General features: G+C 74.2%; 2 protein-coding genes. Both read right to left on the reverse strand.

The annotated features are described in order from the left end of the window. Positions 1-49 precede the first annotated feature (49 nt). Complete coding sequence (locus HYQ63_RS15605; protein WP_179940146.1) at positions 50-17,293, reverse strand: type I polyketide synthase; 17,244 nt, start codon at positions 17,291-17,293, stop codon at positions 50-52. 56 nt (positions 17,294-17,349) lie between these two features. Beyond that, positions 17,350-26,985, reverse strand: a complete 9,636-nt coding sequence (locus tag HYQ63_RS15610) for a type I polyketide synthase (RefSeq protein WP_179934362.1) — start codon at positions 26,983-26,985, stop codon at positions 17,350-17,352. Between the last annotated feature and the right edge of the window lie 11 nt (positions 26,986-26,996).

Here is a 26,996-nt window from a genome sequence, read left to right on the forward strand (position 1 = left end):
TCTCGAGGAATCCGGAAGGTCGGGTCACTTCGCGTCGGCCACGGTCACTTCAGGAGATCCCGAATTCCTTGCCGATGAAGTCGAAGAGGTCGTCGTCCGTGGCGGACTCGATCTCGTCGGCGACACCGGCGCCGTCTTCCGGTCCTCGGTCGTCATTCCATTGCGCGAGCAGTGCCTGAAGCCGCGCGGTGATCCTGCCCCGGTCCTCGTCGTCCGGGGCGGCCTCGGCGGCCCCGGCCAGGGACTTCTCGAGCCCGTCGAGTTCGGCGAGCAGCGAGGTGACCCCCGTCGCGTCGTCCGGCAGGATCTCGCCCCGCAGGTACTGGACCAGTGCGTTCGGTGTGGGGTAGTCGAAGACCAGCGTCGCCGGGAGCCGGACTCCGGTGGTCGCGTTCAGACGGTTGCGCAGCTCGACCGCGGTGAGCGAGTCGAAGCCGACCTCGCTGAACGAGCGGGCCGGGTCGACCGTCTCCGGGCCCGGGTAGCCGAGTACGGCCGCCACCTGCGTGCACACCAGCTCCAGCACCACCTCGTCCCGCTCGGGCTCGGACAGCCCGGCGAGCCTTGCCCGCAGCTCATCGGCCCCACCGGCTCCTGCGGTGGCCGCCGACTCCGCCGCCCGGCGGGCGGGGGCCGCCCGCACCAGGCCGCGGAACAGCGGCGGCAGCATGCCGACGCCCGCCTGGGCGCGGAGGGCCGCCATGTCGAGCGGCATCGGGACCAGGAGTGCGTCGCCCCCGTTTGTGGTGTTCGCGGCGTCGAACAGCTCCAGGCCGCTGTCGGCCGTGAGCACGCCGATCCCGCCGCGGCGGATGCGGGCGATCTCCGTCTCGTCCAGCTCACCGCCCATGCCTCCGGCCACCGACCACAGGCCCCAGGCGAGGGAGGTGGCGGGGAGGCCGCGGGCTGCGCGGTGCTGGGCGAGGGCGTCCAGGAAGGCGTTCGCCGCCGCGTAGTTGCCCTGTCCGGCACCGCCGAAGACTCCGGCGGCGGAGGAGAAGACGATGAACGCCTTCAGGTCCGCGTCCTGGGTCAGGTCGTGGAGGTTCCAGGCCGCGTCCGCCTTCGGGCGCAGGACCTTTGCCAGCCGCTCGGGGGTGAGGGAGGCGATCACGCCGTCGTCCAGCACGCCTGCGGTGTGGATGACGGCCGTCAGGGGGTGCTCGGTGGGGACTGACGCCAGGGTTTCCGCCAGGGCGGTGCGGTCTGCCACGTCGCAGGCCGACCAGTGGACGGTGGCGCCCAGCTCGGTCAGTTCGGCGGTCAGCTCGGCCGCGCCGGGGGCCTGGTCGCCGCGGCGGCTGACCAGGAGGAGGTGGCGTACGCCGCGCTCGGCCACGAGGTGGCGGGCGAAGAGGGCGCCCAGGGTGCCGGACGCGCCGGTCAGCAGGACCGTGCCGTCCGGGTTCCACTCGGGGGCTTCGTCCTGCGCCGCTGTTGTGGCGCGGGCCAGGCGCGGGGCCAGGGTTTCGCCGTTGCGTACGGCCACCTGGGGTTCGCCTGTGGCCATGGCGGCGGCCACATTCTTCCGCAGCTCGCCACGGCCGTCGGTGTCCACCAGGACGATGCGGTCCGGGTTTTCCGCCTGGGCGGAGCGGACCAGGCCGTGGACGGCGGCGTGTGCCAGGTCGGTGACCGGGTCGGTTGTGGTGGTGCTTACGGCGCCCGACGTCAGCAGGACGAGGCGGGAGTCCGCGAAGCGGTCGTCGGCCAGCCAGGTTTGGAGGAGGTGGAGGGCTTGGGTCGTGGCGTCGTGTGCGGCTTGGGTGGGGTTTTCCCCTACCCCGCCCCTTCCCGCAACTTGGGGCTCCGCCCCAAGGCCCCGGTCCTCAAACGCCGGACGGGCTGGAGATGCCGCACCCGGGCGTTCAAGTGCCGCACCGTCCACGGACAGCCCCGGTGCCGCACCGTCCACGGACAGCCCCGGTGCCGCGCCGTCCGCGTGCAGCCCCTGAGCGGCCTGATTCGCCAGGTGCACCACTACGTACTCCGGCAGCGGCGTTCCCGAATCGACGGCATCGCCCAGCGCCGCCAGGTCGGGGTACGCGGGCAGGCCCAGCGTGTCCGTGCCAAGGGCCGCCCAGCGGTCAAGGGACACCTCCTCGGACGGGGCCGGGAGCGGGGTCCAGGTCAGGTGGAACAGGGCGTCGGACGTGGCGCTCGGGCGGGCGGCGTTCAGTTGGTCCGGGGACACCGTGCGCAGGGCCAGGCCCTCCACGGAGGCCACCGGGGCGCCCGTCGCGTCCGCGAGCTGGAGCGACACCGTGCCCGTTGTCGTGCCCGCGAGCCGCACCCGCAGCGCCGAGGCGCCGACGGCGTGCAGGGACACGCCCGTCCACGAGAACGGCAGTCGGCCCTGGCCACCGCCCTCTTCGGCGGCGGCCAGACCGAGGGCGTGCAGCGCCGCGTCCAGCAGCGCCGGGTGCAGGCCGAAGGTCTTGGCGTCGGCCTCGGCGCCCTCCGGGAGCCGGACCTCGGCGAACACCTCGTCGTCGCGCCGCCAGGCCGCCTCAAGGCCCTGGAAGACCGGGCCGTACGCGAAGCCCGAATCGGCCAGGCCCTCGTACAGGCCGTCGGTCTCGATGCGCTCGGCGTCGGCGGGGGGCCATGCGGCCAGGTCGAACGTACCCTCCGCAGCATCGGCCGCCAGGGCGCCCGTCGCGTGGCGCAGCCACGGCTCGTCGGCCGGGGCGTCCTCGGCGCGGGAGTGCATCGTCAGGGCGCGGCAGCCGGTGTCGTCGGGGGCCGCCAGCGACAGCCGGAGCTGGATCGCACCCCGCTCGGGCACGATCAGCGGTGCTTCCAGGGTGAGTTCGTCCAGCCGGTCGCAGCCCGCGTGTTCCCCGGCGCGCAGCGCCAGCTCCACGAAGGCGGTGCCGGGCAGCAGCACCGTGCCCATCACGGCGTGGTCGGCCAGCCACGGCTGGGCCTGGAGGGACAGCCGTCCGGTGAAGGCGAGACCGTCCGTGTCGGGCAGCTCCACGGCGGCGCCGAGCAGCGGATGGCCCGCCGCGTGCAGGCCGATCGCGGTGGCGTCGCCGCCGGAGGGCCCGGCGTCCAGCCAGAACCGGCGACGCTGGAACGCGTAGGTCGGCAGTTCCACCCGGTGCGCGCCGTACGGGGCGTACAGCGCCTCGAAGTCCACGGCGGAGCCCCGGACATGGGCCCGGCCGAGGGCGGTGAGCAGCGTCTCGGGCTCCGGGCGGCCGCCGCGCAGAGCGGCGGCGAAGGCGTGGCGGTCGTCCGTGACGCAGTCCTGCGCCATGGCGGTGAGCACCCCTTCCGGGCCCAGCTCCACGTACGTGGTGACGCCCTGGGCCTCCAGGGTGCGTACGCCGTCGAGGAAGCGGACCGCCTCGCGGACGTGGCGTACCCAGAAGTCGGGGGTCGTGATGTCGTCGGCGGAGACGACATCGCCGGTCAGGTTGGAGACGATCGGGATGCGCGGGGCCTCGTACGTCAGCTCCTCCGCGACCTGGCGGAACGCGTCCAGCATCCCGTCCATGTGCGGCGAGTGGAACGCGTGGCTCACGGTGAGCCGCTTGGTCTTGCGGCCCTGCGCCTCGAAGCCCGCCGCGATCTCGACGGCGGCGTCCTCGTCACCGGCGACCACGACCGCGGTCGGGCCGTTGACGGCCGCGAGGCTCACCCGCTTGCTCAAGTGCGGCGTCACCTCGTCCTCGGACGCCTGGACGGCGATCATCGCGCCACCGGCGGGAAGTTGCTGCATCAGACGGCCACGTGCGGCCACCAAACGGCTCGCGTCCGCGAGGGAGAGCACACCGGCCACGTGCGCGGCGGCCAGTTCGCCGATGGAGTGGCCGGAGAGGACATCGGGCTTCACGCCCCACGCCTCGACCAGGCGGAACAGCGCCACCTCGACCGCGAACAGCGCGGGCTGGGTGTAGCCCGTCTGGTCCAGCACCGCGGCGTCGTCGCCGAACAGGACCGTCTTCAACGGCTGTTCGAGGTGCGGGTCCAGCGCATCGCACACCTCGTCCAGCGCCTCCGCGAACACCGGGTACGCGTCGTACAGCTCACGGCCCATCCCGAGCCGCTGGCTGCCCTGGCCCGTGAACAGGAACGCCACCTTGCCCTCGGCCACCGCGTCCGCCACGAGCCCGGACGCGGTGCGCCCCTCGGCGAGGGCGTCCAGTCCGGCCAGGAGCGCATCCCGGTCGCGGGCGACGAGCGCCGCCCGGTGGTCGAAGGTGGCGCGGCCGGTGGCCAGGGAGTAGCCGAGGTCGGCGAGGGCGACGTCGGGGTGGTCCGCCACGTGGCTACGGAGCCGGGCGCCCTGGGCGCGCAGCGCCTCCGGGGACTTGGCGGAGAGCACCCACGGCAGCGCCGCCGTGCCGTCCTCGGACCGGGGTTCCGGACGCGGGTCCGGCTCGGGGGCCTGCTCGATGATGGCGTGGGCGTTGGTGCCGCTCATGCCGAAGGAGGAGATGCCCGCGCGCCGCGGATGGTCCGTCTCCGGCCACGACCTCGCCTCCGCGAGCAGCGAGACCGCGCCCGCCTCCCAGTCGACGTGCGGCGACGGCTCGTCGATGTGCAGCGACTGCGGAAGCACACCGTGCCGCATCGCCAGCACCATCTTGATGATGCCCGCGACACCCGCGGCCGCCTGCGTGTGGCCGAAGTTGGACTTGATGGAGCCCAGCCACAGCGGCTGCCCCTCCGGCCGCTCCCGGCCATAGGTGGCCAGCAGCGCCTGCGCCTCGATCGGGTCGCCCAGCGTCGTCCCCGTACCGTGCGCCTCCACCGCGTCCACCTCGGACGCCGACAGACCGGCGTTCGCCAGCGCCTGGCGGATGACGCGCTGCTGGGACGGGCCGTTCGGCGCCGTCAGACCATTCGACGCACCGTCCTGGTTGACCGCGGTGCCGCGCACCACGGCCAGCACCTGGTGGCCGTTCTTACGGGCATCCGACAGCCGCTCCACGAGCACCATGCCGACGCCTTCGCCCCAGGCCGTGCCGTCGGCCGCCGCCGCGAACGGCTTGCAGCGGCCGTCGGTGGCCAGGCCGCGCTGGCGGCTGAACTCGGTGAACACCGCGGGCGTGGTGATGATGGTGACACCGCCCGCCAGCGCCAGCGTGCATTCGCCGTTGCGCAGCGCCTGCGCCGCGAGGTGCAGCGCCACCAGCGACGACGAGCACGCCGTGTCGACCGTGACGGCCGGGCCCTCGAAGCCGAAGGTGTACGACACCCGGCCGGAGGCGATGCTGCTGGAGCCACCGGTGCCGAGATAGCCCTCGACGCCCTCGGGGACGGTGCTCAGCCGCGACACATAGTCGTTGTGCATCTGGCCGACGAAGACGCCGACCTCCTTGCCGCGCAGCGTGCCCGGGTCGATGCCCGCCCGCTCGAACGACTCCCACGACGTCTCCAGCAGCAGCCGCTGCTGCGGGTCCATCGCCATGGCTTCGCGCGGGTTGATGCCGAAGAACTCCGGGTCGAAGTCGGCGGCGTCGTACGTGAACCCGCCCTCGCGGGCGTACGAGGTGCCGGGCCGGTCCGGGTCCGGGTCGTAGAACGCCTCGATGTCCCAGCCCCGGTCGTCCGGCAGCCGGGAGATGCCGTCGCGGCCCTCGGCCAGCAGCTCCCACAGGTCCTCGGGGGTGCGGACGTCGCCGGGGAAGCGGCAGCTCATGGCGACGATGGCGATCGGGTCGTCCTCGTCGGCGTCCTTCGTCGTAGCCCGCGCCTGGGCCTGCGCCGGGACGGCCGCTGCCGCCTCGGAGCCGAGCAGTTCGTCCCGCAGGTACGCGGCGAGCGCGGTCGGCGTCGGGTAGTCGAAGACGAGCGTGGCGGGCAGCCGCAGCCCGGCGGCGGCGCCGAGGCGGTTGCGGAACTCGACCCCGGTCAGCGAGTCGAAGCCGAGGTCCCGGAAGGCCCGGGACGCCTCGACCGCGTCCGGCGAGTCATGGCCGAGCACCACGGCCACCTGGCCGCGCACCAGGTCGAGCAGCATCTGATCGCGCTCGGCCGCGTCCAGCCGGACCAGCCGCTCCACCAGCGACGCGCCGTCGCCCGCGGCGCCCGACTCGGCGGTGCGGCGGGTCGTACCGCCGCGCACCAGGCCGCGCAGCAGCGGCGGCACCATCGAGACGGGCGCGCCCGTGAGCGGCGCCAGGTCGAGTTGCATGGGCACCAGGAACGCGTCGCCGACCTCCTGGGCGGCGTCGAACAGCGCCAGGCCCTCGTCCGAGGACAGGCCCAGCACGCCCGAGCGGCTCATGCGGGACTTGTCGGTGGCCTCCAGCTCGCCGGTCATGCCGCTGGCCTCGGCCCACAGGCCCCACGCCAGCGAGGCGGCGGGCAGGCCCTGGGCCTGGCGGTGGCGGGCGAGGGCGTCCAGGAAGGAGTTGGCCGCCGCGTAGTTGGCCTGGCCGGGGCCGCCGAACGTACCGGCCGCCGAGGAGAACAGCACGAACGCGGCCAGGTCCAGGTCCCGGGTCAGCTGGTGCAGGTTCACCGCCGCGTCCACCTTGGGACGCAGCACCTTCTCCAGCCGCTCGGGCGTCAGTGAGCCGATCACCCCGTCGTCCAGCACACCGGCCGTGTGCACCACGGCGGTCAGCGGGTGTTCGGCGGGGATGGCGGCCAGGACGGCGGCGAGCTGGTCCCGGTCGGCCGCGTCGCAGGCGGCGATGGTGACCTCGGCGCCCAACGCGCGCAGCTCGGCGGCGAGTTCGGCAGCGCCCGCGGCCTGCTCGCCACGCCGGCTGGTCAGCAGCAGGTGCCGGGCGCCGCGCTCGGTCACCGCGTGCCGGGCGACCAGGCCGCCCAGGGTGCCGGTGCCGCCGGTGATCAGCACCGTGCCGTCCGGGTTCCAGGCGGCGGGCACGGTGAGGACGACCTTGCCGATGTGGCGGGCCTGGCTGAGGTAGCGGAACGCGTCCGGGGCCTGCCGCAGATCCCATGCGGTGATCGGCAGCGCCCGCAGGGAGCCCTGCTCGAACAGCTCCAGCAATTCGCCCAGCATCTCCTGGATGCGGTCAAGGCCCGCCTCGGTCAGGTCGAACGCCTGGTAGGAGACACCGGGATAAGCGGCCGCGACCTCCTCGGGCGCCCGGACGTCCGTCTTGCCCATCTCCACGAACCGGCCGCCGCGCGGCAGCAGCCGCAGCGACGCGTCCACGAACTCCCGGGCCAGCGAGTCCAGTACGACATCCACGCCACGCCCGCCGCTGACCTCGCGGAACGTGGACTCGAAGGCCAGGTCGCGGGAGGACGCGATGTGGTCGTCGGCGAGCCCGAGGCCGCGCAGCGTGTCCCACTTGCCCGGGCTGGCGGTGGCGTAGACGTCCACGCCCCAGTGGCGGGCCAGTTGCACGGCCGCCATGCCGACACCACCGGCGGCGGCGTGGACGAGCAGCGCTTCCCCGCCGCGCAGGTCCGCCAGGTCGCGCAGCGCGTAGTACGCCGTCATGAAGACGATCGGCACGGACGCGGCCTGCGCGTACGACCAGCCCTGGGGCATCGGCACGACCATGCGGCGGTCCACGACCACCAGCGGCCCGAACCCGCCGGGCAGCATGCCCATCACCCGGTCGCCGGGGGCCAGATCGGTGACGCCGGGGCCGGTTTCGAGGACGACACCGGCGCCCTCACTGCCCATCAGGCCCGCGTCGCCGGGGTACATGCCCAGCGCGTTCAGCACATCGCGGAAGTTCACACCGGCGGCCCGGACCGCGACCCGCACCTGCCCGGCCTCCAGCGGCGCGGCGGCCTCCGGGGTCGGCAGCAGGGTCAGGTTCTCCAGCGTGCCCTTGTCCTGGATGTCCAGCCGCCACGCCTGCTCACCGGCGGGCGGCACCATGGGCCCGTCGGCGGCGATGCGCGCCAGCCGGGGCGCGTGGACGGCGCCGCGGCGCAGCACGAACTGCGGCTCGCCGGAGGCCAGCGCGGCGCCCAGCGCCTCGTACGACGCGTCGGTGCCGTCGAGGTCGACCAGCACCAGCCGGTCGGGGTTCTCCGACTGTGCGGAGCGCACCAGACCCCACACCGGGGTGTGCGCCAGGTCGTGCGTCCCCGCGTCACCGGCGGTGGCCACCGCGCCGCGGGTCACCAGGACCAGCTGCGAGGCCGCGAACCGCTCGTCGGCCAGCCACTCCCGTACGAGGGCCAGCGTCTCCTGGGTGGCGGTGTGCACCGCGCCCGTCACATCGCCGTCGGCGCCACGCGGGTCGAGGTACGCGAGAACGTACTCGGGCGCCGTCCCGGCCTCGCCCAGCGCGGCCAGATCGGCGTGGACCGCCGCACCGGACGTCAGCGCGGCGGGCGCGCCGCCGCCGAGGACCGCCCACTGCGCGGTGCCTTCCGTGGCCAGGGGCACGGTGGCCCAGTCCAGCCGGTACAGCGACTCGTGGTACGCGGCGGGGCGGGCGCCCGCGAGCTGCCCGGCCGCGACCGGGCGCAGCGCCAGCTGCTCCACCGAAGCCACCGGGGCACCGGTTCCGTCGGCCAGTTCCAGCGCCACGGCGTCCGCCCCGGCCGGGGTCAGCCGCACCCGGAGCGCACCGGCGCCCACCGCGTGCAGCGACACTCCGCCCCAGGAGAACGGCAGCCTGCCCTGCTCATCGCCGTCGGGACGGGCGAACGTGCTGTGCAGCGCGGCGTCCAGCAGCGCCGGGTGCAGCCCGAACCCCTTGGCGTCGGCCTCGGCACCCTCGGGCAGCCGGACCTCGGCGAACACCTCGTCACCGCGCAGCCAGGCCGCCTCAAGGCCCTGGAACACCGGGCCGTACGCGAACCCGCCCTGCGCCAAGTGGTCGTAGAGGCCGTCGACATCGGCGGGCTCGGCGCCCGGCGGCGGCCACGCCGTCAGATCGAACGACGGCTGCGGGGCGCCCGCCACCAGCACACCGCTGGCGTGCCGGATCCACGGCACCCCGTCGGGCGCGTCCTGGGCCCGCGAGTACAGCTCCAGCGTGCGGTGCCCGGCCGCCTGCGGGGCGCCGACCATGATCTGGAGCTGCACCGCGCCGCGCTCGGGAAGGACCAGCGGCGCCTCGATGGTCAGCTCGTCCAGCCCGTCGCAGCCCACCTGGTCACCGGCGCGGATCGCCAGCTCCACGAAGGCGGTGCCGGGCAGCAGGACCGTGCCCATCACGGCGTGGTCGGCGAGCCACGGGTGGCTTTCGAGGGAGAGCCTGCCCGTGAGCAGGAAGCCATCGGAGTCGGCCAGCGGCACCGCCGCACCCAGCAGCGGATGGTCGGCCCGGCCCAGGCCCGCCGACTCCACGTCGCCCACGAAGCCCGCCGGGGACGTCAGCCAGAAGCGGCGGTGCTGGAAGGCGTACGTGGGCAGGTCGACGCGGGACGCACCGGTCCCCGCGAAGTACGCCGCCCAGTCCGGCGTCACGCCACGGACGTGCAGCCGGGCGAGGGCGGCGGTGACGGTGTCGGCCTCGGAGCGGTCCTTGCGGCAGGTGGCGGCGAAGGCGGCATCGCTCTCGGTCAGGCAGTCCTGCCCCATGGCGGACAGCACACCGTCGGGGCCCAGTTCGAGGTACGTCGTGACGCCCTGGGCTTCGAGGGTGCGGATGCCGTCGAGGAAGCGGACGGCTTCGCGGACGTGGCGCACCCAGAAGTCAGGGCTGGTGATCTCCTCGGCGGAGACCAGCTGACCGGTGAGGTTGGAGACGATCGGGATGCACGGAGCCTCGTACGTCAGCCCCTGCGCCACCTCGCGGAACGCCTCCAGCATCCCGTCCATACGCGGCGAGTGGAAGGCGTGGCTCACGGTGAGGCGCTTGGTCTTACGCCCCTGCGCCTCGAAGGACGCGGCGATCTGTACGGCGGCGTCCTCGTCACCCGCGATCACCACCGACATCGGGCCGTTGAGGGCGGCGATGCTGACGCGCTCGGTGAGCAGCGGCGCCACCTCGTCCTCGGACGCCTGAATGGCGATCATCGCGCCACCGGCGGGCAGCTCCTGCATGAGACGCCCACGCGCGGCCACGAGCTTCGCCGCATCCGCGAGCGACAGCACGCCCGCCACATGCGCGGCGGCCAGCTCGCCGATCGAGTGGCCGGACAGGAAGTCCGCACGCAGACCCCACGCCTCGACCAGCCGGAACAGCGCCACCTCGACCGCGAACAGCGCGGGCTGGGTGTAGCCGGTCTGGTCCAGCACCGAGGTGTCGTCCCCGAACAGGACCGTCTTCAGCGGCGGTTCGAGGTGTGCGTCCAACGCGTCGCACACCTCATCCAGCGCCTCCGCGAACACCGGGTACGCGTCATACAGCTCACGGCCCATCCCGAGCCGCTGACTGCCCTGCCCGGTGAACAGGAACGCCACCTTGCCGTCCGCCACCGAGCCCTCGACCAGCCCCGCGGCGGAATCGCCGCGCGACAGCGCCTCCAGGCCCGCGACCAGCGCGGCGCGGTCCTCGCCGACCACCACCGCACGGTGGTCCAGCGCGGCGCGCGTGGTGGCGAGCGAGTAGCCGAGGTCGGTCAGCGGCAGCTCGGGCCGCTCCTCCAGGTGGGCGAGCAGCCGTACGGCCTGGTCGCGCAGCGCGTCGGCGGACTTGCCGGACAGCGCCCAGGGCAGCACCCCGGCCGCGCGGGGCGCGGCATCCGAAGCGGGCTGGGGCTCCGGCTCGGGGGCCTGCTCGATGATGGCGTGCGCGTTGGTGCCGCTGACGCCGAAGGAGGAGATGCCCGCGCGCCGCGGACGGTCCGTCTCCGGCCACTCCCGCGATTCGGCGAGCAGCGAGACCGCGCCCGCCTCCCAGTCCACGTGCGGCGACGGCTCGTCGATGTGCAGCGACTGCGGAAGCACACCGTGCCGCATCGCCAGCACCATCTTGATGATGCCCGCGACACCCGCGGCCGCCTGCGTGTGGCCGATGTTCGACTTGATGGAGCCGAGGTACAGCGGCTGTTCGGCGGTCTTCTCCTTGCCGTACGTGGCCAGCAGCGCCTGCGCCTCGATCGGGTCGCCCAGAGTGGTCCCCGTACCGTGCGCCTCCACCGCGTCCACCTCGGACGCGGAGAGGCCCGCACCGGCCAGGGCCGCGCGGATGACGCGCTGCTGCGACGGGCCGTTCGGCGCCGTCAGACCATTCGACGCACCGTCCTGGTTGACCGCCGTGCCGCGCACCACGGCCAGCACCTGGTGGCCGTTCTTACGGGCATCCGACAGCCGCTCCACCAGCAGCATGCCGACGCCCTCGGCCCAGCCCGTGCCGTCCGCGCCGGAGGCGAAGGACTTGCAGCGGCCGCTGGCGGACAGGCCGCCCTGGCGGCTGAAGTCGATGAAGGTGTCCGGGGTGGACATGACGGTGACACCGCCCGCGAGCGCCATGGTGCACTCGCCGCTGCGCAGCGCCTGCGCGGCCAGGTGCAGCGCCACCAGCGACGACGAGCACGCCGTGTCGATGGTGACCGCCGGGCCCTCCAGACCGAAGGTGTACGCGACGCGGCCCGAGGCGACACTGCCCGCCGTACCGGTGCCGAGGTAGCCCTCGAGGCCCTCGGGGAGCGCGGTCAGCCGGGAGAGGTAGTCGTGGTACATGACGCCGGTGAAGACACCGGTCTTGCTGCCGCGCACGGCAGCCGGGTCGATGCCCGCGCGCTCGAACGCCTCCCAGGAGGACTCCAGCAGCAGCCGCTGGTGGGGGTCCATGGCGAGGGCTTCGCGCGGGTTGATGCCGAAGAAGTCCGGGTCGAACTCGCCCGCGTCGTAGAGGAATCCGCCCTCGATGGTGGCGCTGGTGCCCGCCTGCCCCTGGTCGTCGCCCAGGATTCCGTCCAGCTGCCAGCCGCGGTCGGTGGGGAAGCCGGAGATGGCGTCGGTGGCGCCCATGACGAGCTGCCACAGCTCCTCGGGGCTGCTGACGCCGCCCGGGTAGCGGCAGCTCATGCCGACGATGGCGATCGGCTCGTCGTCGGCGACGGCGGTGGCCGCCGCGGGGACCGCGGCGCCCTCGTCGGCCTGGTCGCCGAGGATTTCGGTGCGCAGGAACCCGGCGAGCGCGGTGGGCGTGGGGTAGTCGAAGACGAGGGTGGCGGGGAGCCGTACGCCCGTGACGGCGCCGAGGCGGTTGCGCAGCTCGACGGCGGTGAGCGAGTCGAAGCCCAGCTCCTTGAAGGCGCGGCCCGAGCCGACCGCCTCCGGGCCCGCGTAGCCGAGGACGGCGGCGACCTGGCCGCAGACGACCTCCAGCAGCAGCCGGTCGCGTTCGGGCACGGACAGCCCGAGGAGCCGTTCGGCGAGCCCGCCGGGGGCGGCGGCGCCCGACTCGGCGGTGCGGCGGGCCGTTCCGCCGCGCACCAGGCCGCGCAGCAGGGCCGGGACCAGGCGTGCGTCTGCGTGGCGCAGCGGCGCCAGGTCCAGGTGCATGGGGACGAGCGCGGGGTCGCCGACGGCGAGCGCGGTGTCCAGCAGGGCGAGGCCCTCATCGGAGGAGAGGGCGGCGACTCCGGCGCGGGTGATGCGCTGGATGTCGGTGTCGTCCAGGTCGCCCGTCATGCCGCTGCGTTCGGCCCACAGGCCCCAGGCGAGGGCGGTCGCGGGGAGCCCCTGGGCGCGGCGGCGCTGGGCGAGGGCGTCCAGGAAGGCGTTGGCGGCCGCGTAGTTGGCCTGTCCGGGGCCGCCGAGCGTTCCGGCGGCAGCGGAGAACAGGACGAACGCGGACAGGTCCAGGTCGCGGGTCAGCTCGTGCAGGTTCACCGCCGCGTCCACCTTGGGCGGGAGGACGCGGTCGACGCGCTCGGCGGTGAGCGAGCCGATGACGCCGTCGTCCAGCACACCGGCCGTGTGCACCACGGCGGTCAGCGGGTGGGCGGCCGGGACGGCGGCCAGCACCTCGGCCAGCGCGGTGCGGTCGGCCACGTCGCAGGCGGCGAGGGTGACGTCGGCGCCGGACGCGCGCAGTTCGGCGACGAGGTCGGCGGCGCCGTGCGCGTCGGCGCCGCGCCTGCTGAGCAGCAGCAGGTGGCGTACGCCGTGCTCGGTGACCAGGTGGCGGGCGACCAGGCCGCCCAGGGTGCCGGTGGCGCCGGTGACCAGGGCGGTGCCCTCGGGGTCGAGGGCCGGCACGGTGTGCGCGGCGTCGGAGGCGACCTTCGCCAGGCGCGGTACGACGACGGACCCGGCGCGGACCGCGAGCTGCGCTTCGCCGGTGGCGAGGGCGGGGGCGAGCGCGCGGTACGAGGCGTCGCTGCCGTCGATGTCGACGAGGGTGAAGCGGTCCGGGTTCTCGGACTGCGCGGAGCGCAGCAGGCCCCACAGCGGGGCGTGCGCCAAGTCCTCGGTGTCGGCGTCCGCGGCGGTGGCGACGGCGCCGCGGGTGGCGATGACCAGCCGGGAGCCCTCGAAGCGGTCGTCGGCGAGCCAGCGTTGGACCAGGTCCAGCGCGCGGTGCAGGGCGTCGCGTACCCCGTCCTGGACGGAAAGCCCCGGGTCGGCCGGGAAGAACGGCGCGACGACGGCCTGCGGCACCGGGGCGCCGCCGGTCACGGCCTCGCCGAGCGCGGCCAGGTCGGCGTATCCGGCGGCGGTGGGCAGGGCGGCGGCCAGTTCAGGGGTGTCGTCGCCCAGCAGCGCCCACTGACCGGCCACGACGGTGGTGGCGGAGGGCACCGGGGCGGGGGTCCACTCGACGCGGAACAGCGCGTCGTAGAAGGCGCCGCGCGCGGAGTGCACCTGCTCGGGCGAGACCGGGCGCAGCAGCAGGGCGTCGACCGAGGCGACGGGCGCGCCGCTCTCGTCGGTCACCAGGACGGCCACGGTGTCCTGGCCCGCGGGCGAGAGCCGGACGCGCAGCGCGGAGGCGCCGACGGCGTGCAGCCGGACGCCGCTCCAGGAGAACGGGAGGCGGCCGTGTTCGGTGTCCTCCAGCAGGGAGCCGATGCCGACGGCGTGCAGCGCCGCGTCCAGCAGCGCCGGGTGCAGCCCGAACAGGTCGGCCTCGGCGCGGGCGCCGTCGGGCAGGCGTACCTCGGCGTACACGTGGTCGCCGTGCTGCCAGGCGGCCTTGAGGCCCTGGAACACCGGGCCGTACGCGAAGCCGCTCTCGGTGAGCCACTCGTACAGGCCGTCGACGGGGACCTCGGTGGCATCGGCCGGCGGCCACGTGGTGAGGGTGTCGTCGGGGGTGGTGGCGCCGGTGGCGAGCACACCGGTGGCGTGGCGGGTCCACTCGCCCTCGCCCCAGGTGCCGTCGGCGGCCTCTTCGAGCCGCGAGTGCAGGGTCAGCGAGCGGCGGCCGGTGTCGTCCGGCGCGCCCACGGACACCTGCACCTGCACCCCGCCCTGCGGGGGCAGGACGAGCGGCGCTTCGAGGGTCAGTTCCTCCAGGACGTCGGCGCCGACGTGGTCACCGGCGCGGATGGCCAGCTCCACGAAGGCGGTGCCGGGCAGCAGCACGGTGTCCATGACGGCGTGGTCGGCGAGCCACGGGTGGGTCTGGAGGGAGAGCCTGCCGGTGAACAGGAATCCGGCGGCGTCGGCGAGCGAGACGGCGGCACCGAGCAGCGGGTGGTCGGCGGAGCCGAGCCCGGCGGCGGTGACGTCGCCGGTCCAGGGACCGGCGGGCTCGGGCCAGTACAGCTCGCGCTGGAAGGCGTAGGTGGGCAGTTCGACGCGGCGGGCGCCGGAGCCCGCGAACACGGCGGCCCAGTCGACGGCCACGCCGTGCACATGGACGCGGGCGAGCGCGTCGGTCAGGGCGGTGGCCTCGGGGCGGTCGCCGCGCAGGATGGGGACGAACGCGGCGCCGTCGGCGGTGACGCAGTCCTGCGCCATGGCGGTGAGCACACCGTCGGGGCCCAGCTCCACGAAGGTGCCGACGCCGTACTCTTCGAGCCTGCGGATGCCGTCGGTGAAGCGGACGGCCTCGCGGACGTGGCGGACCCAGTAGTCGGGCGAGCAGATCTCGTCGGCGGAGACGGACGCGCCGGTGAGGTTGGAGATGACGGGGATGACCGGCGGCGCGTACGTGACGCCCTGCGCGACCTCGCGGAACGCCTCCAGCATCCCGTCCATGTGCGGCGAGTGGAAGGCGTGGCTGACGGTGAGCCGCTTGGTCTTGCGGCCCTGTGCCTCGAAGGCCGCGGCGATCTCCCGAGCGGCGTCCTCGTCACCCGCGATGACCACGGACGTCGGTCCGTTCAAAGCGGCGATGCTCACGCGCTCGGTGAGCAGCGGCGCCACCTCGTCCTCGGACGCCTGGACGGCGATCATCGCCCCGCCGCCCGGGAGTTCCTGCATCAGTCGGCCGCGCGCGGCGACCAGTCGGCAGGCGTCGGCGAGCGACAGCACGCCCGCCACGTGGGCGGCGGCCAGCTCGCCGATGGAGTGGCCGACGAGGAAGTCGGGCTTCACGCCCCACGTTTCCAGCAGCCGGAACAGCGCCACTTCGAGGGCGAACAGGGCGGGCTGGGTGTAGCCGGTGCGGTTGAGCACGTCACCGTCGTCGCCGAACATGACGTCACGCAGCGGCAGTTCGAGGTGGCCGTCGAGTTCGGCGCACACCTCGTCCAGCGCCTGCGCGAAGGCGGGGACGGCCGCGTACAGCTCACGGCCCATGCCGGTGCGCTGGCTGCCCTGCCCGGTGAACAGGAACGCGACCTTGCCTTCGCTGACCTCGCCCCGGACAACCCCGCCCGCGGGGCCGTCCTCGGCGAGCGCGGCCAGCCCGCGCAGCAGATCGTCGCGACCGCCGTCGCCCGTGAGGACCACGGCCCGGTGGTCCAGCGCGGCGCGGGTGGTGGCCAGGGAGTGGGCGAGGTCGGCCAGGCCGAGGCCCGGGTCGTCCTGCACATGGGCGGCGAGCCGCGCGGCCTGGGCGCGCAGCGCCTGCGCGCTCTGCCCGGACACCAGCATCGGCAGCTGCCCGCCGAGCCCGGACCACTCCCCCTGGGCCGCCTGCGGCTGGCGGTCCTCGGCGGGCGCCTGCTCGATGACGGTGTGGGCGTTCGTACCGCTGACGCCGAACGAGGAGATGCCCGCGCGGCGCGGCTGTCCGGTCTCCGGCCACGGCGTGTTCTCGGTGAGCAGGGACACCGCGCCGGCCGACCAGTCGACGTCCCCGGAGGGCGCGTCGACGTGCAGCGTCTTGGGCAGCACGCCGTGCTCGATGGCCTTGACCATCTTGATGATTCCGGCGACACCGGCCGCGGCCTGGGTGTGCCCGAAGTTGGACTTGACGGAGCCGAGCCACAGCGGGCGGCCCTCGGCCCGGTGCTGCCCGTACGTGGCGAGCAGCGCCTGCGCCTCGATCGGGTCGCCCAGCGACGTACCGGTGCCGTGCGCCTCGACGGCGTCGACCTGGGCCGGGGTGAGGCGGCCGTCGGTGAGCGCCTGCCGGATGACGCGCTGCTGGGACGGGCCGTTCGGCGCCGTCAGACCGTTGCTCGCACCGTCCTGGTTGATGGCGGAGCCGCGGACGATGGCGAGCACCTGGTGGCCGTTCTTGCGGGCGTCCGACAGCCGCTCGACGAGCAGCATGCCGACGCCCTCGCCCCAGCCGGTGCCGTCCGCGCCGTCCGCGAACGCCTTGCAGCGGCCGTCGGGGGCGAGGCCCCGCTGACGGCTGAAGTTGATGAACGCACGCGGGCTGTTCATGACCGTGACACCACCGGTCAGCGCCAGCGAGCATTCGCCGTTGCGCAGCGCCTGCACGGCCAGGTGCAGCGCCACCAGCGACGCCGAGCAGGCCGTGTCGACGGTGAGCGCCGGGCCCTCCAGACCGAAGGTGTAGGAGATGCGGCCGGAGATGACGCTCGCCGCGTTGCCGGTCAGCAGATACTGCTCGACGCCCTGCGGCAGCCGGTGCATCAGCTCCGGGTAGTCCTGGCCGTTGGTGCCGATGAAGACACCGGCCTTGCTGCCGCGCAGCGTGGCCGGGTCGATCCCGGCCCGCTCGAACGCCTCCCAGGACGTTTCCAGCAGCAGCCGCTGCTGCGGGTCCATGCCGAGGGTTTCCCGCGGGCTGATCCCGAAGAACCCGGCGTCGAACTCGCCCGCGCCCTCCAGGAATCCGCCCTTGTCGGTGTAGCTGGTGCCCTGCTGGTCGGGGTCGGCGTCGAAGAGCGCCGACACGTCCCAGCCGCGGTCCGTGGGGAAGTCCGTGATGGCGTCGCCACCACCGGCCACGAGCTGCCACAGCTCCTCCGGAGACGTGACGCCTCCGGGGAACCGGCAGCTCATGCCGACGATCGCGATCGGCTCAGGCTCCTGCGACTCGACCTCGCGAAGACGCTGCCGCGTCTGGTGCAGATCGGCAGTTACCCGCTTGAGGTAGTCGAGGATCTTGTCCTGATCCGCCATTGGAGTCTCACCCATGCTTCTCGTCACAAACCTTGCGCCCGCGGACCTTCAGATCCTTAGATTCCGAGTTCTTTCTCGATGAAGTCGAAGACCTCATCCTGCGTCGCCTGTTGCAGCTTCTCCGTCACGGTGTCGGCACCGCCGTCGGCCGTCTCGGCACCGGCCGTACGGGGCTCCGCCCACTTCGCCGCGAGGTCCCGCAGCCGGGCCGCGATGTCGTCCCGCGCCTCGCTCCGAGGGTCGAGGACGGACAGCGCGGACTCCAGGGCGTCCAGCTCAGCGAGTCCGGGCGCGGCCGCCGTACCGCCGTCACCGACGAGTTCGCCGCACAGGAACTCGGCCAGCGCCGACGGGGTCGGATAGTCGAAGACCAGCGTGGCGGGCAGCTTCTGCCCGGTGGCGACGCCCAGCCGGTTGCGCAGCTCCAGCGCGATCAGCGAGTCGAAGCCCAGCTCCTTGAACGCCCGCCCCGCGCCGACCTCGTCGGTCGTCGGGTGGCCGAGCGCCGCGGCCGCGTTGGTGCGGACGACCTCCAGGACCACCAGGGACTGTTCGGCCCGGGAGATCCCGGCCAGCCGCTGCCGCAGCGCGTCCGCCGGGGATCCGTCCGCGGCCGCGGACGGGTCGCCGCCCGGGACGCCGGTCTCCCGCAGCCGCCGCACCTCCGGCAGATCGCCGATGAGCGGGCTGGGGCGGACCGCCGTGTAGCCCTGGGCGAAGCGTTCCCACTGGATGTCGGCGACGGCCAGCACCGTGTCGGCGTGGTCCAGCGCCTGCTGGAGCGCCATGATCGCCGCGTGCGGGTCCATGGCCGGGACACCGCCGCGGTCCAGTCGCTCACCGATGGCACCGCCCGCGGCAAGACCCGTCTCGCCCCAGCGGCCCCAGGCCACGGAGGTGGCGGGCAGGCCGTCGGCGCGGCGCTGCTCGGCGAGCGCGTCGAGGTACGCGTTGGCCGCCGCGTAGTTGCCCTGCCCGGCGTCGCCGAGGGTGCCCGCGATGCCGGAGAACAGCACGAACGCGGACAGCTCCAGGTCCCGGGTCAGCTCGTGCAGATGGCGCGCCGCGTCGGCCTTCGGGCCGAGGACGGTCGCGAACCGCTGCGGGGTGAGCGCGTCCAGCACACCGTCGTCGAGGACGCCCGCGGCGTGCATGACGGCGGTGAGCGGCTGGTCGGCCGGGACCGCGGCGAGCAGCGCCTCGACGGCCTTGCGGTCGGCCACGTCGCACGCGGCGACGGTGACCTGAGTGCCGAGCGTGGTCAGTTCGTCGCGCAGCTCGGTGGCGCCGGGCGCCTCCAGGCCGCGGCGGCTGGTGAGCACCAGGTGCTCGGCCCCGTTACGGGCCAGCCAGCGCGCCACATGGGCGCCCAGCGCCCCCGTACCGCCGGTGACCAGCGTGGTGCCGGACGGGCTCCAGGACCGCACGGCGGGCGCCCCGGCCAGCGGGGACCGGGCGAGCCTGCGGGCGAACACGCCCGCCGCGCGCACCGCGAGCTGGTCTTCGCCGTCGGCCCCGGCGAGCACCCCGGCGAGCCGGGACAGCGCCCGCTCGTCGGCGGCGGACGGGAGGTCGACCAGACCGCCCCAGCGCTCCGGGTACTCCAGCGCGGCGGTCCGGCCGAGCCCCCAGACGAGAGCCTGCTCGGGCGAGTCCGGCCGGTCCGTGGCGCTCACGGACACCGCGCCGCGGGTGGCGCACCACAGCGGCGCCTCCACCCCGGCGTCGCCCAGCGCCTGGATCAGCGCGACGGTGCCGGTCAGCCCGGCGCCGACGCCGTCCGTGCCGGGCGCGGTGCGCTCGTCGAAGGCGAGCAGCGACAGCACACCGGAGACGGGCCCGGCGTCGGCCAGTTCCTCGCGCACCAGGCGGGTCAGCGACGCGCGGTCGGCCTCCACCGCGGCCGGGGTGATCTGCCGTACGGAGGCTCCGCGTTCGGCGAGCGTACGGACCACGCCGAGCGTCCAGTCGTCGGTGACGGCGGACTCGGGCACGGCCAGCAGCCAGGTCCCGGACAGCCGCGGCGCCTGCGCCTCGGTCCGGGAGGTCCACGTCACGCGGTAGCGCCAGCCGTCCACGGTGGACTGCTCGCGGGCCTGCTTGCGCCACGACGCGAGGGCGGGCAGGACGGCGCCGAGCGAGGACCGCTCGGTGTCGTCGTCACACGCGAGCGTGTCGGCCAGCGACTCCAGGTCCTCGCGCTCGACGGCCTCCCAGAAGCGGGCGTCGACGGCGTCGGACTGCGACGCCGGGGCGTCCACGGCGGCGGCCTGCGGCCAGAGGTGCTGGTGCTGGAAGGCGTACGTCGGCAGCTCGACGCGGGACGCGCCCGTGCCGTCGAACACCGCGTCCCAGTCGACGTCGACGCCGCGGGTCCACGCCTCGCCGAGGGACGCCCAGAAGCGGTCCAGACCGCCCTCGTCGCGGCGCAGCGAACCGATCGCGGCCGCCTCGCGGCCCGCGTCCTCGGCCGTCTCCTGCACACCCATCGCCAGCACCGGGTGGGCGCTGGACTCGATGAACACGCTCATGCCCTCGTCGAGCAGGCGGCGGATGGCGCTCTCCAGCTCGACGGTGCGACGCAGGTTGGTGAACCAGTATTCGGCGTCCAGCTCGGAACCGTCGACCCACTCCCCCGTCACGGTGGAGAGGAACGGCACCTGAGTGGTCTGCGGCTGGACGGGGGCCAGCAGCGTGAGGAGTTCGTCGCGCAGCAGCTCCACCTGGGCGGAGTGGGAGGCGTAGTCCACCGGGACGCGGCGCGCCCGGACCTCATCCGCCTCGCACGACGCCAGCAGCTCATCCAGCGCGGTCGGCTCACCGGACACGACCACGGCCGACGGGCCGTTGACGGCCGCCACCGAGATGCGCTCCTCACCCCACGCCGCGATCCGCTCCCGCACCTGGGATACGGGCAGCGCCAGCGACACCATGCCGCCCTTGCCCGCCAGCACCCGGCCAATGGCCTGGCTCCGCAACGCCACCACGCGCGCGGCATCCTGGAGGGTCAGAATCCCCGCCACGCACGCGGCCGCGATCTCGCCCTGCGAGTGGCCGACCACGGCGGAGGGCCGCACACCCAGCGAACGCCACAGCTCCGCCAGGGACACCATCACCGAGAACAGCACCGGCTGAACGACGTCCACCCGCTCCAGTGGCGGCGCGTCCTCCGCTCCGCGCAGCACATCCACCAACGACCAGTCGGTGAATTCAGCGAGCGCGGCGGCACACTCATCAATACGGGCAGAGAACACCGGTGAAGCATCCAACAGCCCCACGGCCATGCCTACCCATTGTGACCCCTGTCCGGGGAACACGAATGCGGCCTTGCCCCCGATTGCGGCCCCCTGCACCAGGTTGGGCAGGACCTGCCCCCTAGCGAGGGCGTCCAAACCGCGAGCAAAGTCATCCCGATCCGAGCCCACGAGCACCGCTCGCCGGTCGAAGGCGGCGCGGGTGGTGGCCAGCGAGTGGCCGACATCGGCCGGGCGCAGCGCGGCGGCAGTGCCGAGGTCGGTGTCGCGGTGGGCGTCGAGGTGGGCCAGCAGCTTGGCGGCCTGGGCGCGCAGCGCGGCCTCGCTCTTGCCCGACAGCACCCACGGCAGCACACCACCGGTCTCCGGGGCGTCCTGCCGGGCGTCCAGCTCGTCGGCGGGGGCCTGTTCCAGGATGGCGTGGGCGTTGGTGCCGCTGAAGCCGAACGACGACACGGCGGCGCGGCGCGGGTGGCCGGTCTCCGGCCACGGCCGGGCCTCGGTCAGCAGCTCGATGTCGCCCGCCGACCAGTCCACGTGCGGGGTCGGTTCGGCGATGTGCAGCGACTCGGGCACGACGCCGTGCCGCATGGCGAGCACCGTCTTCATCACGCCCGCCACACCGGCCGCCGCCTGGGCGTGGCCGATGTTGGACTTGATGGAGCCCAGCAGCAGCGGCTGGTTCTCGGGCCGGTCCTGGCCGTAGGTGGCGAGCAGCGCCTGGGCCTCGATGGGGTCGCCCAGCGTCGTGCCCGTGCCGTGCGCCTCGACCACGTCGACCTCGCCGGTGGTCAGGCGGGCGTTGGCGAGGGCCTGCCGGATGACGCGCTGCTGCGACGGGCCGTTGGGCGCCGTCAGACCGTTGCTCGCACCGTCCTGGTTGATGGCGGAGCCGCGGACGACCGCGAGGACCGGGTGGCCCTTCTCACGGGCGTCCGACAGCCGCTCCACCAGCAGCATGCCCACGCCCTCGGCCGGGCTGAAGCCGTCGGCGTCCGACGAGAACACCTTGCTGCGGCCGTCGGAGGACAGTCCGCGCTGGCGGCTGAACTCGATGAACGTACCGGGCGTCGCCATGACGGTCACACCGCCCGCGAGCGCCAGCGAGCATTCGCCGTTGCGCAGCGCCTGCACGGCCAGGTGCAGCGCCACCAGCGACGCCGAGCACGCGGTGTCGACGGTGACCGCCGGTCCCTCCAGGCCGAAGGTGTACGAGAGCCGGCCGGAGACGACGCTCGCGGCGCTGCCGGTGGCGAGATGGCCCTCGTAGCCCTCGGTGGTGTTGCGCATGAGGATCGAGTAGTCGGAGCCGTTGGTGCCGACGAAGACGCCGGACTGGCTGCCGTGCAGCGTGGCCGGGTCGATGCCCGCGCGCTCGAACGCCTCCCAGGAGGTTTCCAGCAGCAGCCGCTGCTGCGGGTCCATCGCCATGGCCTCACGCGGCGAGATCCCGAAGAACGCGGGGTCGAACTCGGCGGCCCCGGTGAGGAATCCGCCCTCGCGGGTGTAGCTGGTGCCCTGCGCGTCCGGGTCCGGGTTGTAGAGGGAGTCGATGTCCCAGCCGCGGTCGCCGGGGAACTCCGACAGCGCGTCGCCACCGGAGTCCAGCAGCTGCCACAGCTCCTCCGGAGTGCGGACGCCACCCGGGAAGCGGCAGCTCATGGCGACGATGGCGATCGGCTCGTCATCGGCGGACGCCGCCGCGACCGGCCGCGTGGCCACGGCCGCCTGCTGCCCGCCGGACAGCTCGGTGCGCAGCTGGCGCGCGAGCACCGTCGGGGTCGGGTAGTCGAAGATGAGCGTCGGCGGCAGCTTCAGCCCGCTGGCGGCGCCGAGGCGGTTGCGGAGTTCGACGGCGGTCAGCGAGTCGAAGCCCAGATCCTTGAACGCCCGGCCCGGCTCGACGTCGTCGGCGCCCGCGTAGCCCAGCACGGCCGCCACGGCGGTCCGTACCAGCTCCAGCACCAGCCGCTCCTGCTCGGCCTCCGACGCCCCGGCGAGCTGCTGCGCCAGCGCGGCGCCCTCGGCACCCTCCGCCTCGGCGCCGCCGCTCATGTCCGCGATGACGTCCCGCGCCTCGGGCAGGTCGTGCAGCAGCGGACGGGAGCGGCCGGAGGTGAAGGCGAGGACGAAGCGCTTCCACTCCATGTCGACGACGGTCAGCACCGACTCGTCGCGGTCCAGGGCGTGCTGGAGCGCGGTGACGGCCGCGCCGGGCGCCATCTCGATGACGCCGTGGCGGCGCATCCGGTCGCCCACGCCGCCCTCGGCCATGCCGCCCTCGCCCCACGGCCCCCAGGCCAGCGAGGTGGCGGTCAGGCCCTGGGCGCTGCGCCACTCTGCGAACGCGTCGAGGAACGCGTTGCCCGGCGCGTAGTTGCCCTGGCCGGGCGCACCGAAGGTGGCAGCGAAGGACGAGAACAGCACGAACGCGGACAGGTCCAGGTCCCGGGTCAGCTCGTGCAGATGCCGGGTGGCATCGACCTTCACCTTCAGCACCCGGTCGATCTGGTCCGGGGTCAGCCCCTCGATCACCCCGTCGTCCAGCACGGCGGCCGTGTGCACGACGGCGGTCAGCGGATGCGCGGCGGGGACGGCGGCGAGCAGCGCCTCGACCTGGGCGCGGTCGGCCACGTCGCACGCGGCCACGGTGACCTGGGCGCCGAGCGCGGTCAGTTCGTCGCGCAGCTCGGTGGCGCCGGGCGCCTCCAGGCCGCGGCGGCTGGTGAGCACCAGGTGCTCGGCCCCGTTACGGGCCAGCCAGCGCGCCACATGGGCGCCCAGCGCCCCCGTACCGCCGGTGACCAGCGTGGTGCCGGACGGGCTCCAGGACCGTACGGCGGGCGTGCCGCTCAGCGGGGCGCGCACCAGGCGGCGTACGAGGAGCCCGGTGGCGCGGATCGCAAGCTGATCCTCGTCCTCCGCCCCCGCGAGCGCGGTGACCAGCCGGGACAGCGCCCGCTCGTCGGCCACCTCGGGCAGGTCGACCAGACCGCCCCAGCGCTCGCCGTGCTCCAGCGCGGCCACCCGGCCCAGGCCCCAGATCAGCGCCTGCTCGGGCGCATCCAGCGCATCGGCGCGGCCGACGGACACCGCACCCCGCGTGGCGGACCACAGCGGCGCGCCGATCTCCGCGTCGCCCAGCGCCTGCACCAGCGCGAACTGCGCCGCCACCCCGGCCGGGACGGAGCCGTGCAGCGGATGCGGACGACCCTCCAACGCCAGCAGCGAGAGCACACCGGCGAACGGGATGCCGTCGGTGTCGGTGAGCGCGGTGCGCAGCCGCTCGGTCAGCTGCTCACGGCCGTCGGTGGCGGGGTTCACCACGATCTGCCGTACGTCCGCGCCGCGTTCGGCGAGCGTACGGGCCGCACCGGTCGCCCACTCGCCCTCGGCGGCGGACTCCGGCACCACCAGCAGCCACGCCCCGGACAGCCGCGCGGACTGTCCATCGGCGAGGGGCTTCCACGTCACGCGGTAGCGCCAGCCGTCCACGGTGGACTGCTCGCGGGCCTGCTTGCGCCAGGACGCGAGGGCGGGCAGCAGCGCGCTGACCTGCTCATCGCCGTCGACGGCCAGTTCGGCGGCCAGCGCCTGCCAGTCCTCACGGTCGACGGCGTCCCAGAAGCGGGCCTCGACGGGGTCGGCGGCGGTGGCGGCGGCAGCGGCGGGCGATGTGCCCGCCTCGAGCCAGTAGTGCTGGTGCTGGAAGGCGTACGTGGGCAGCGCGACGCGGGACGCGCCCGTACCGTCGAACACCGCGTCCCAGTCGACCTGGACGCCACGGGTCCACGCCTCGCCGACGGACGCCCAGAAGCGGTCGAGACCGCCCTCGTCGCGGCGCAGCGAGCCGATCGCGGCCGCGTCCATGCCCGCGTCCTCGGCGGTGTCCTGCACGCCCATCGTCAGCACCGGGTGGGCGCTGGACTCGATGAACGCCCCGAAGCCCTCGTCCAGCAGACGGCGGACGGCGCCCTCCAGCTCAACCGTGCGACGCAGGTTGGTGAACCAGTACTCCGCGTCCAGCTCCGGGCCCTCGACCCACTCCCCCGTCACCGTTGACAGGAACGGCACCTGCGCGGGCTGTGGTTGCACGGGAGCGAGGAGCGTGAGGAGCTCGTCGCGCAGCAGCTCCACCTGCGCGGAGTGGGAGGCGTAGTCCACCGGGACGCGGCGCGCCCGCACCTCATCCGCCTCGCACGAGGCCAGCAGTTCGTCCAGCGCGGTCGGCTCACCGGAGACCACCACGGCCGACGGCCCGTTGACGGCCGCCACCGAGATGCGCTCCTCGCCCCACGCCGCGATCCGCTCCCGCACCTCCGACACCGGCAGCGCCACGGACACCATGCCGCCCTTGCCCGCCAGCACCCGGCCAATCGCCTGACTGCGCAACGCCACCACACGCGCGGCGTCCTGAAGCGACAGAATCCCCGCCACGCACGCGGCGGCGATCTCACCCTGCGAGTGGCCCACCACGGCAGCCGGTGCGACACCGAACGAGCGCCACAGTTCGGCCAGCGACACCATCACCGAGAACAGCACCGGCTGGACCACATCGACGCGCTCCAGCGACGGCGCGCCCTCGGTGCCCCGCAGCACGTCCACCAGCGACCAGTCGGTGAACTCCGCGAGCGCGGCGGCGCACTCCTCGATGCGGGCGGCGAACACCGGCGAGGCGTCCATCAGCCCCACCGCCATGCCCGCCCACTGCGAGCCCTGCCCCGGGAACACGAACGCCGTCCGGCCGCCGACGGCGGGCCCCTGCGCCACGTTCGACGCCATGCCGCCACCGGCCAGCGCGCCGAGCCCGGCGAGCAGTTCGTCGCGGTCACGGCCCCGCACCACGGCACGGTGGTCCAGCTGTGCTCGCGTCGTGGCGAGCGACAGGCCCACGTCGACCGGGCGCAGCGCGGGGTCGGCCTCCAGCTGGGTCAGCAGGCGCTCCGCCTGCGCGCGCAGCGCCGCGGCGCTCTTGCCGGACACCGCCCACGGCACCACGTCCAGTTGCCGCGACGGGGGTTCCTCGGCGGACGTCTCCGCATCCTCCTCGGCGGGGGCCTGCTCGATGATGGTGTGCGCGTTGGTGCCACTGAAGCCGAACGAGGACACCGCGGCGCGGCGCGGCCGGTCGGTCTGCGGCCACGGTGTGGTCTCGGTGAGCAGCGACACGGCGCCCGCCGACCAGTCGACGTGCGGGGTGGGCTCGTCCACGTGCAGCGTCTTGGGCAGGACGCCGTGGCGGATGGCCATGACCATCTTGATGATTCCGGCGACACCGGCCGCGGCCTGGGTGTGGCCGATGTTGGACTTGATGGAGCCGAGCAGCAGCGGCTGTCCCTCGGGCCGGTCCTGGCCGTAGGTGGCGAGCAGCGCCTGCGCCTCGATGGGGTCGCCCAGCGTCGTACCGGTGCCGTGCGCTTCGACGGCGTCGACGTCGGCCGCGCCAAGGCGGCCGTTGGTGAGCGCCTGGTGGATGACGCGCTGCTGGGACGGGCCGTTGGGCGCGGTGAGGCCGTTGGACGCGCCATCCTGGTTGATGGCCGAGCCGCGCACGATGGCGAGCACCGGGTGGCCGTTGCGCCGCGCGTCGGACAGCCGCTCCACGAGCAGCATGCCGACGCCCTCGCCCCAGCCGGTCCCGTCGGCGGCGGCGGCGAACGGCTTGCAGCGGCCGTCGGCGGCGAGCCCGCGCTGACGGCTGAACTCGGTGAACGTCGACGGCGTGGCCATCACGGTCACGCCGCCCGCGAGCGCGAGCGAGCATTCGCCGTTGCGCAGCGCCTGCACCGCCATGTGCAGGGTGACCAGGGACGACGAGCAGGCCGTGTCGACGGTGACGGCCGGGCCCTCCAGGCCGAAGGTGTACGACACCCGGCCGGACGCGATGCTGCCGGAGCTCCCGGTGCCGAGGAAGCCTTCGACGCCCTCGGGCACGGAGTCGAGCCGCGAGGTGTAGTCGTGGTACATGACGCCCGCGAACACACCGGTGCGGCTGCCGTGCAGCCCGGTCGGGTCGAGGCCCGCGCGCTCGAACGCCTCCCACGACGACTCCAGCAGCAGCCGCTGCTGCGGGTCCATCGCCATGGCCTCACGCGGCGAGATCCCGAAGAGCGTGGGGTCGAAGCCGCCCGCGTCGTAGAGGAATCCGCCCTCGCTCACATAGCTGGCGCCCGCCTGGTCGGGGTCGGCGTCGTACAGCGACTCGATGTCCCAGCCGCGGTCGGTGGGGAAGCCGGAGATGGCGTCCTCGCCGCCCGCGACGAGCCGCCACAGCTCCTCGGGGGTGCGGACGCCGCCCGGGTAGCGGCAGCTCATCGCGACGATCGCGATGGGCTCCTGGTGCCGCTCTTCGACCTCGCGCAGCTGACGGCGGGCCTGACGCAGGTCGGCGGTGGCCCGCTTGAGGTAGTCGCGAAGCTTGTCCTCGTTATTCACCATTGCGTCGGCTC

The sequence above is a fragment of the Streptomyces sp. Rer75 genome (assembly GCF_013414305.1).
Taxonomy (GTDB): Bacteria; Actinomycetota; Actinomycetes; order Streptomycetales; family Streptomycetaceae; genus Streptomyces; species Streptomyces himastatinicus.

Bases quoted from the DNA above. Each gene is read 5' to 3' on its own strand.
- HYQ63_RS15610 (WP_179934362.1), bottom strand. From the start codon at position 26,985: ATGGTGAATAACGAGGACAAGCTTCGCGACTACCTCAAGCGGGCCACC.
- HYQ63_RS15605 (WP_179940146.1), bottom strand. From the start codon at position 17,293: ATGGCGGATCAGGACAAGATCCTCGACTACCTCAAGCGGGTAACTGCC.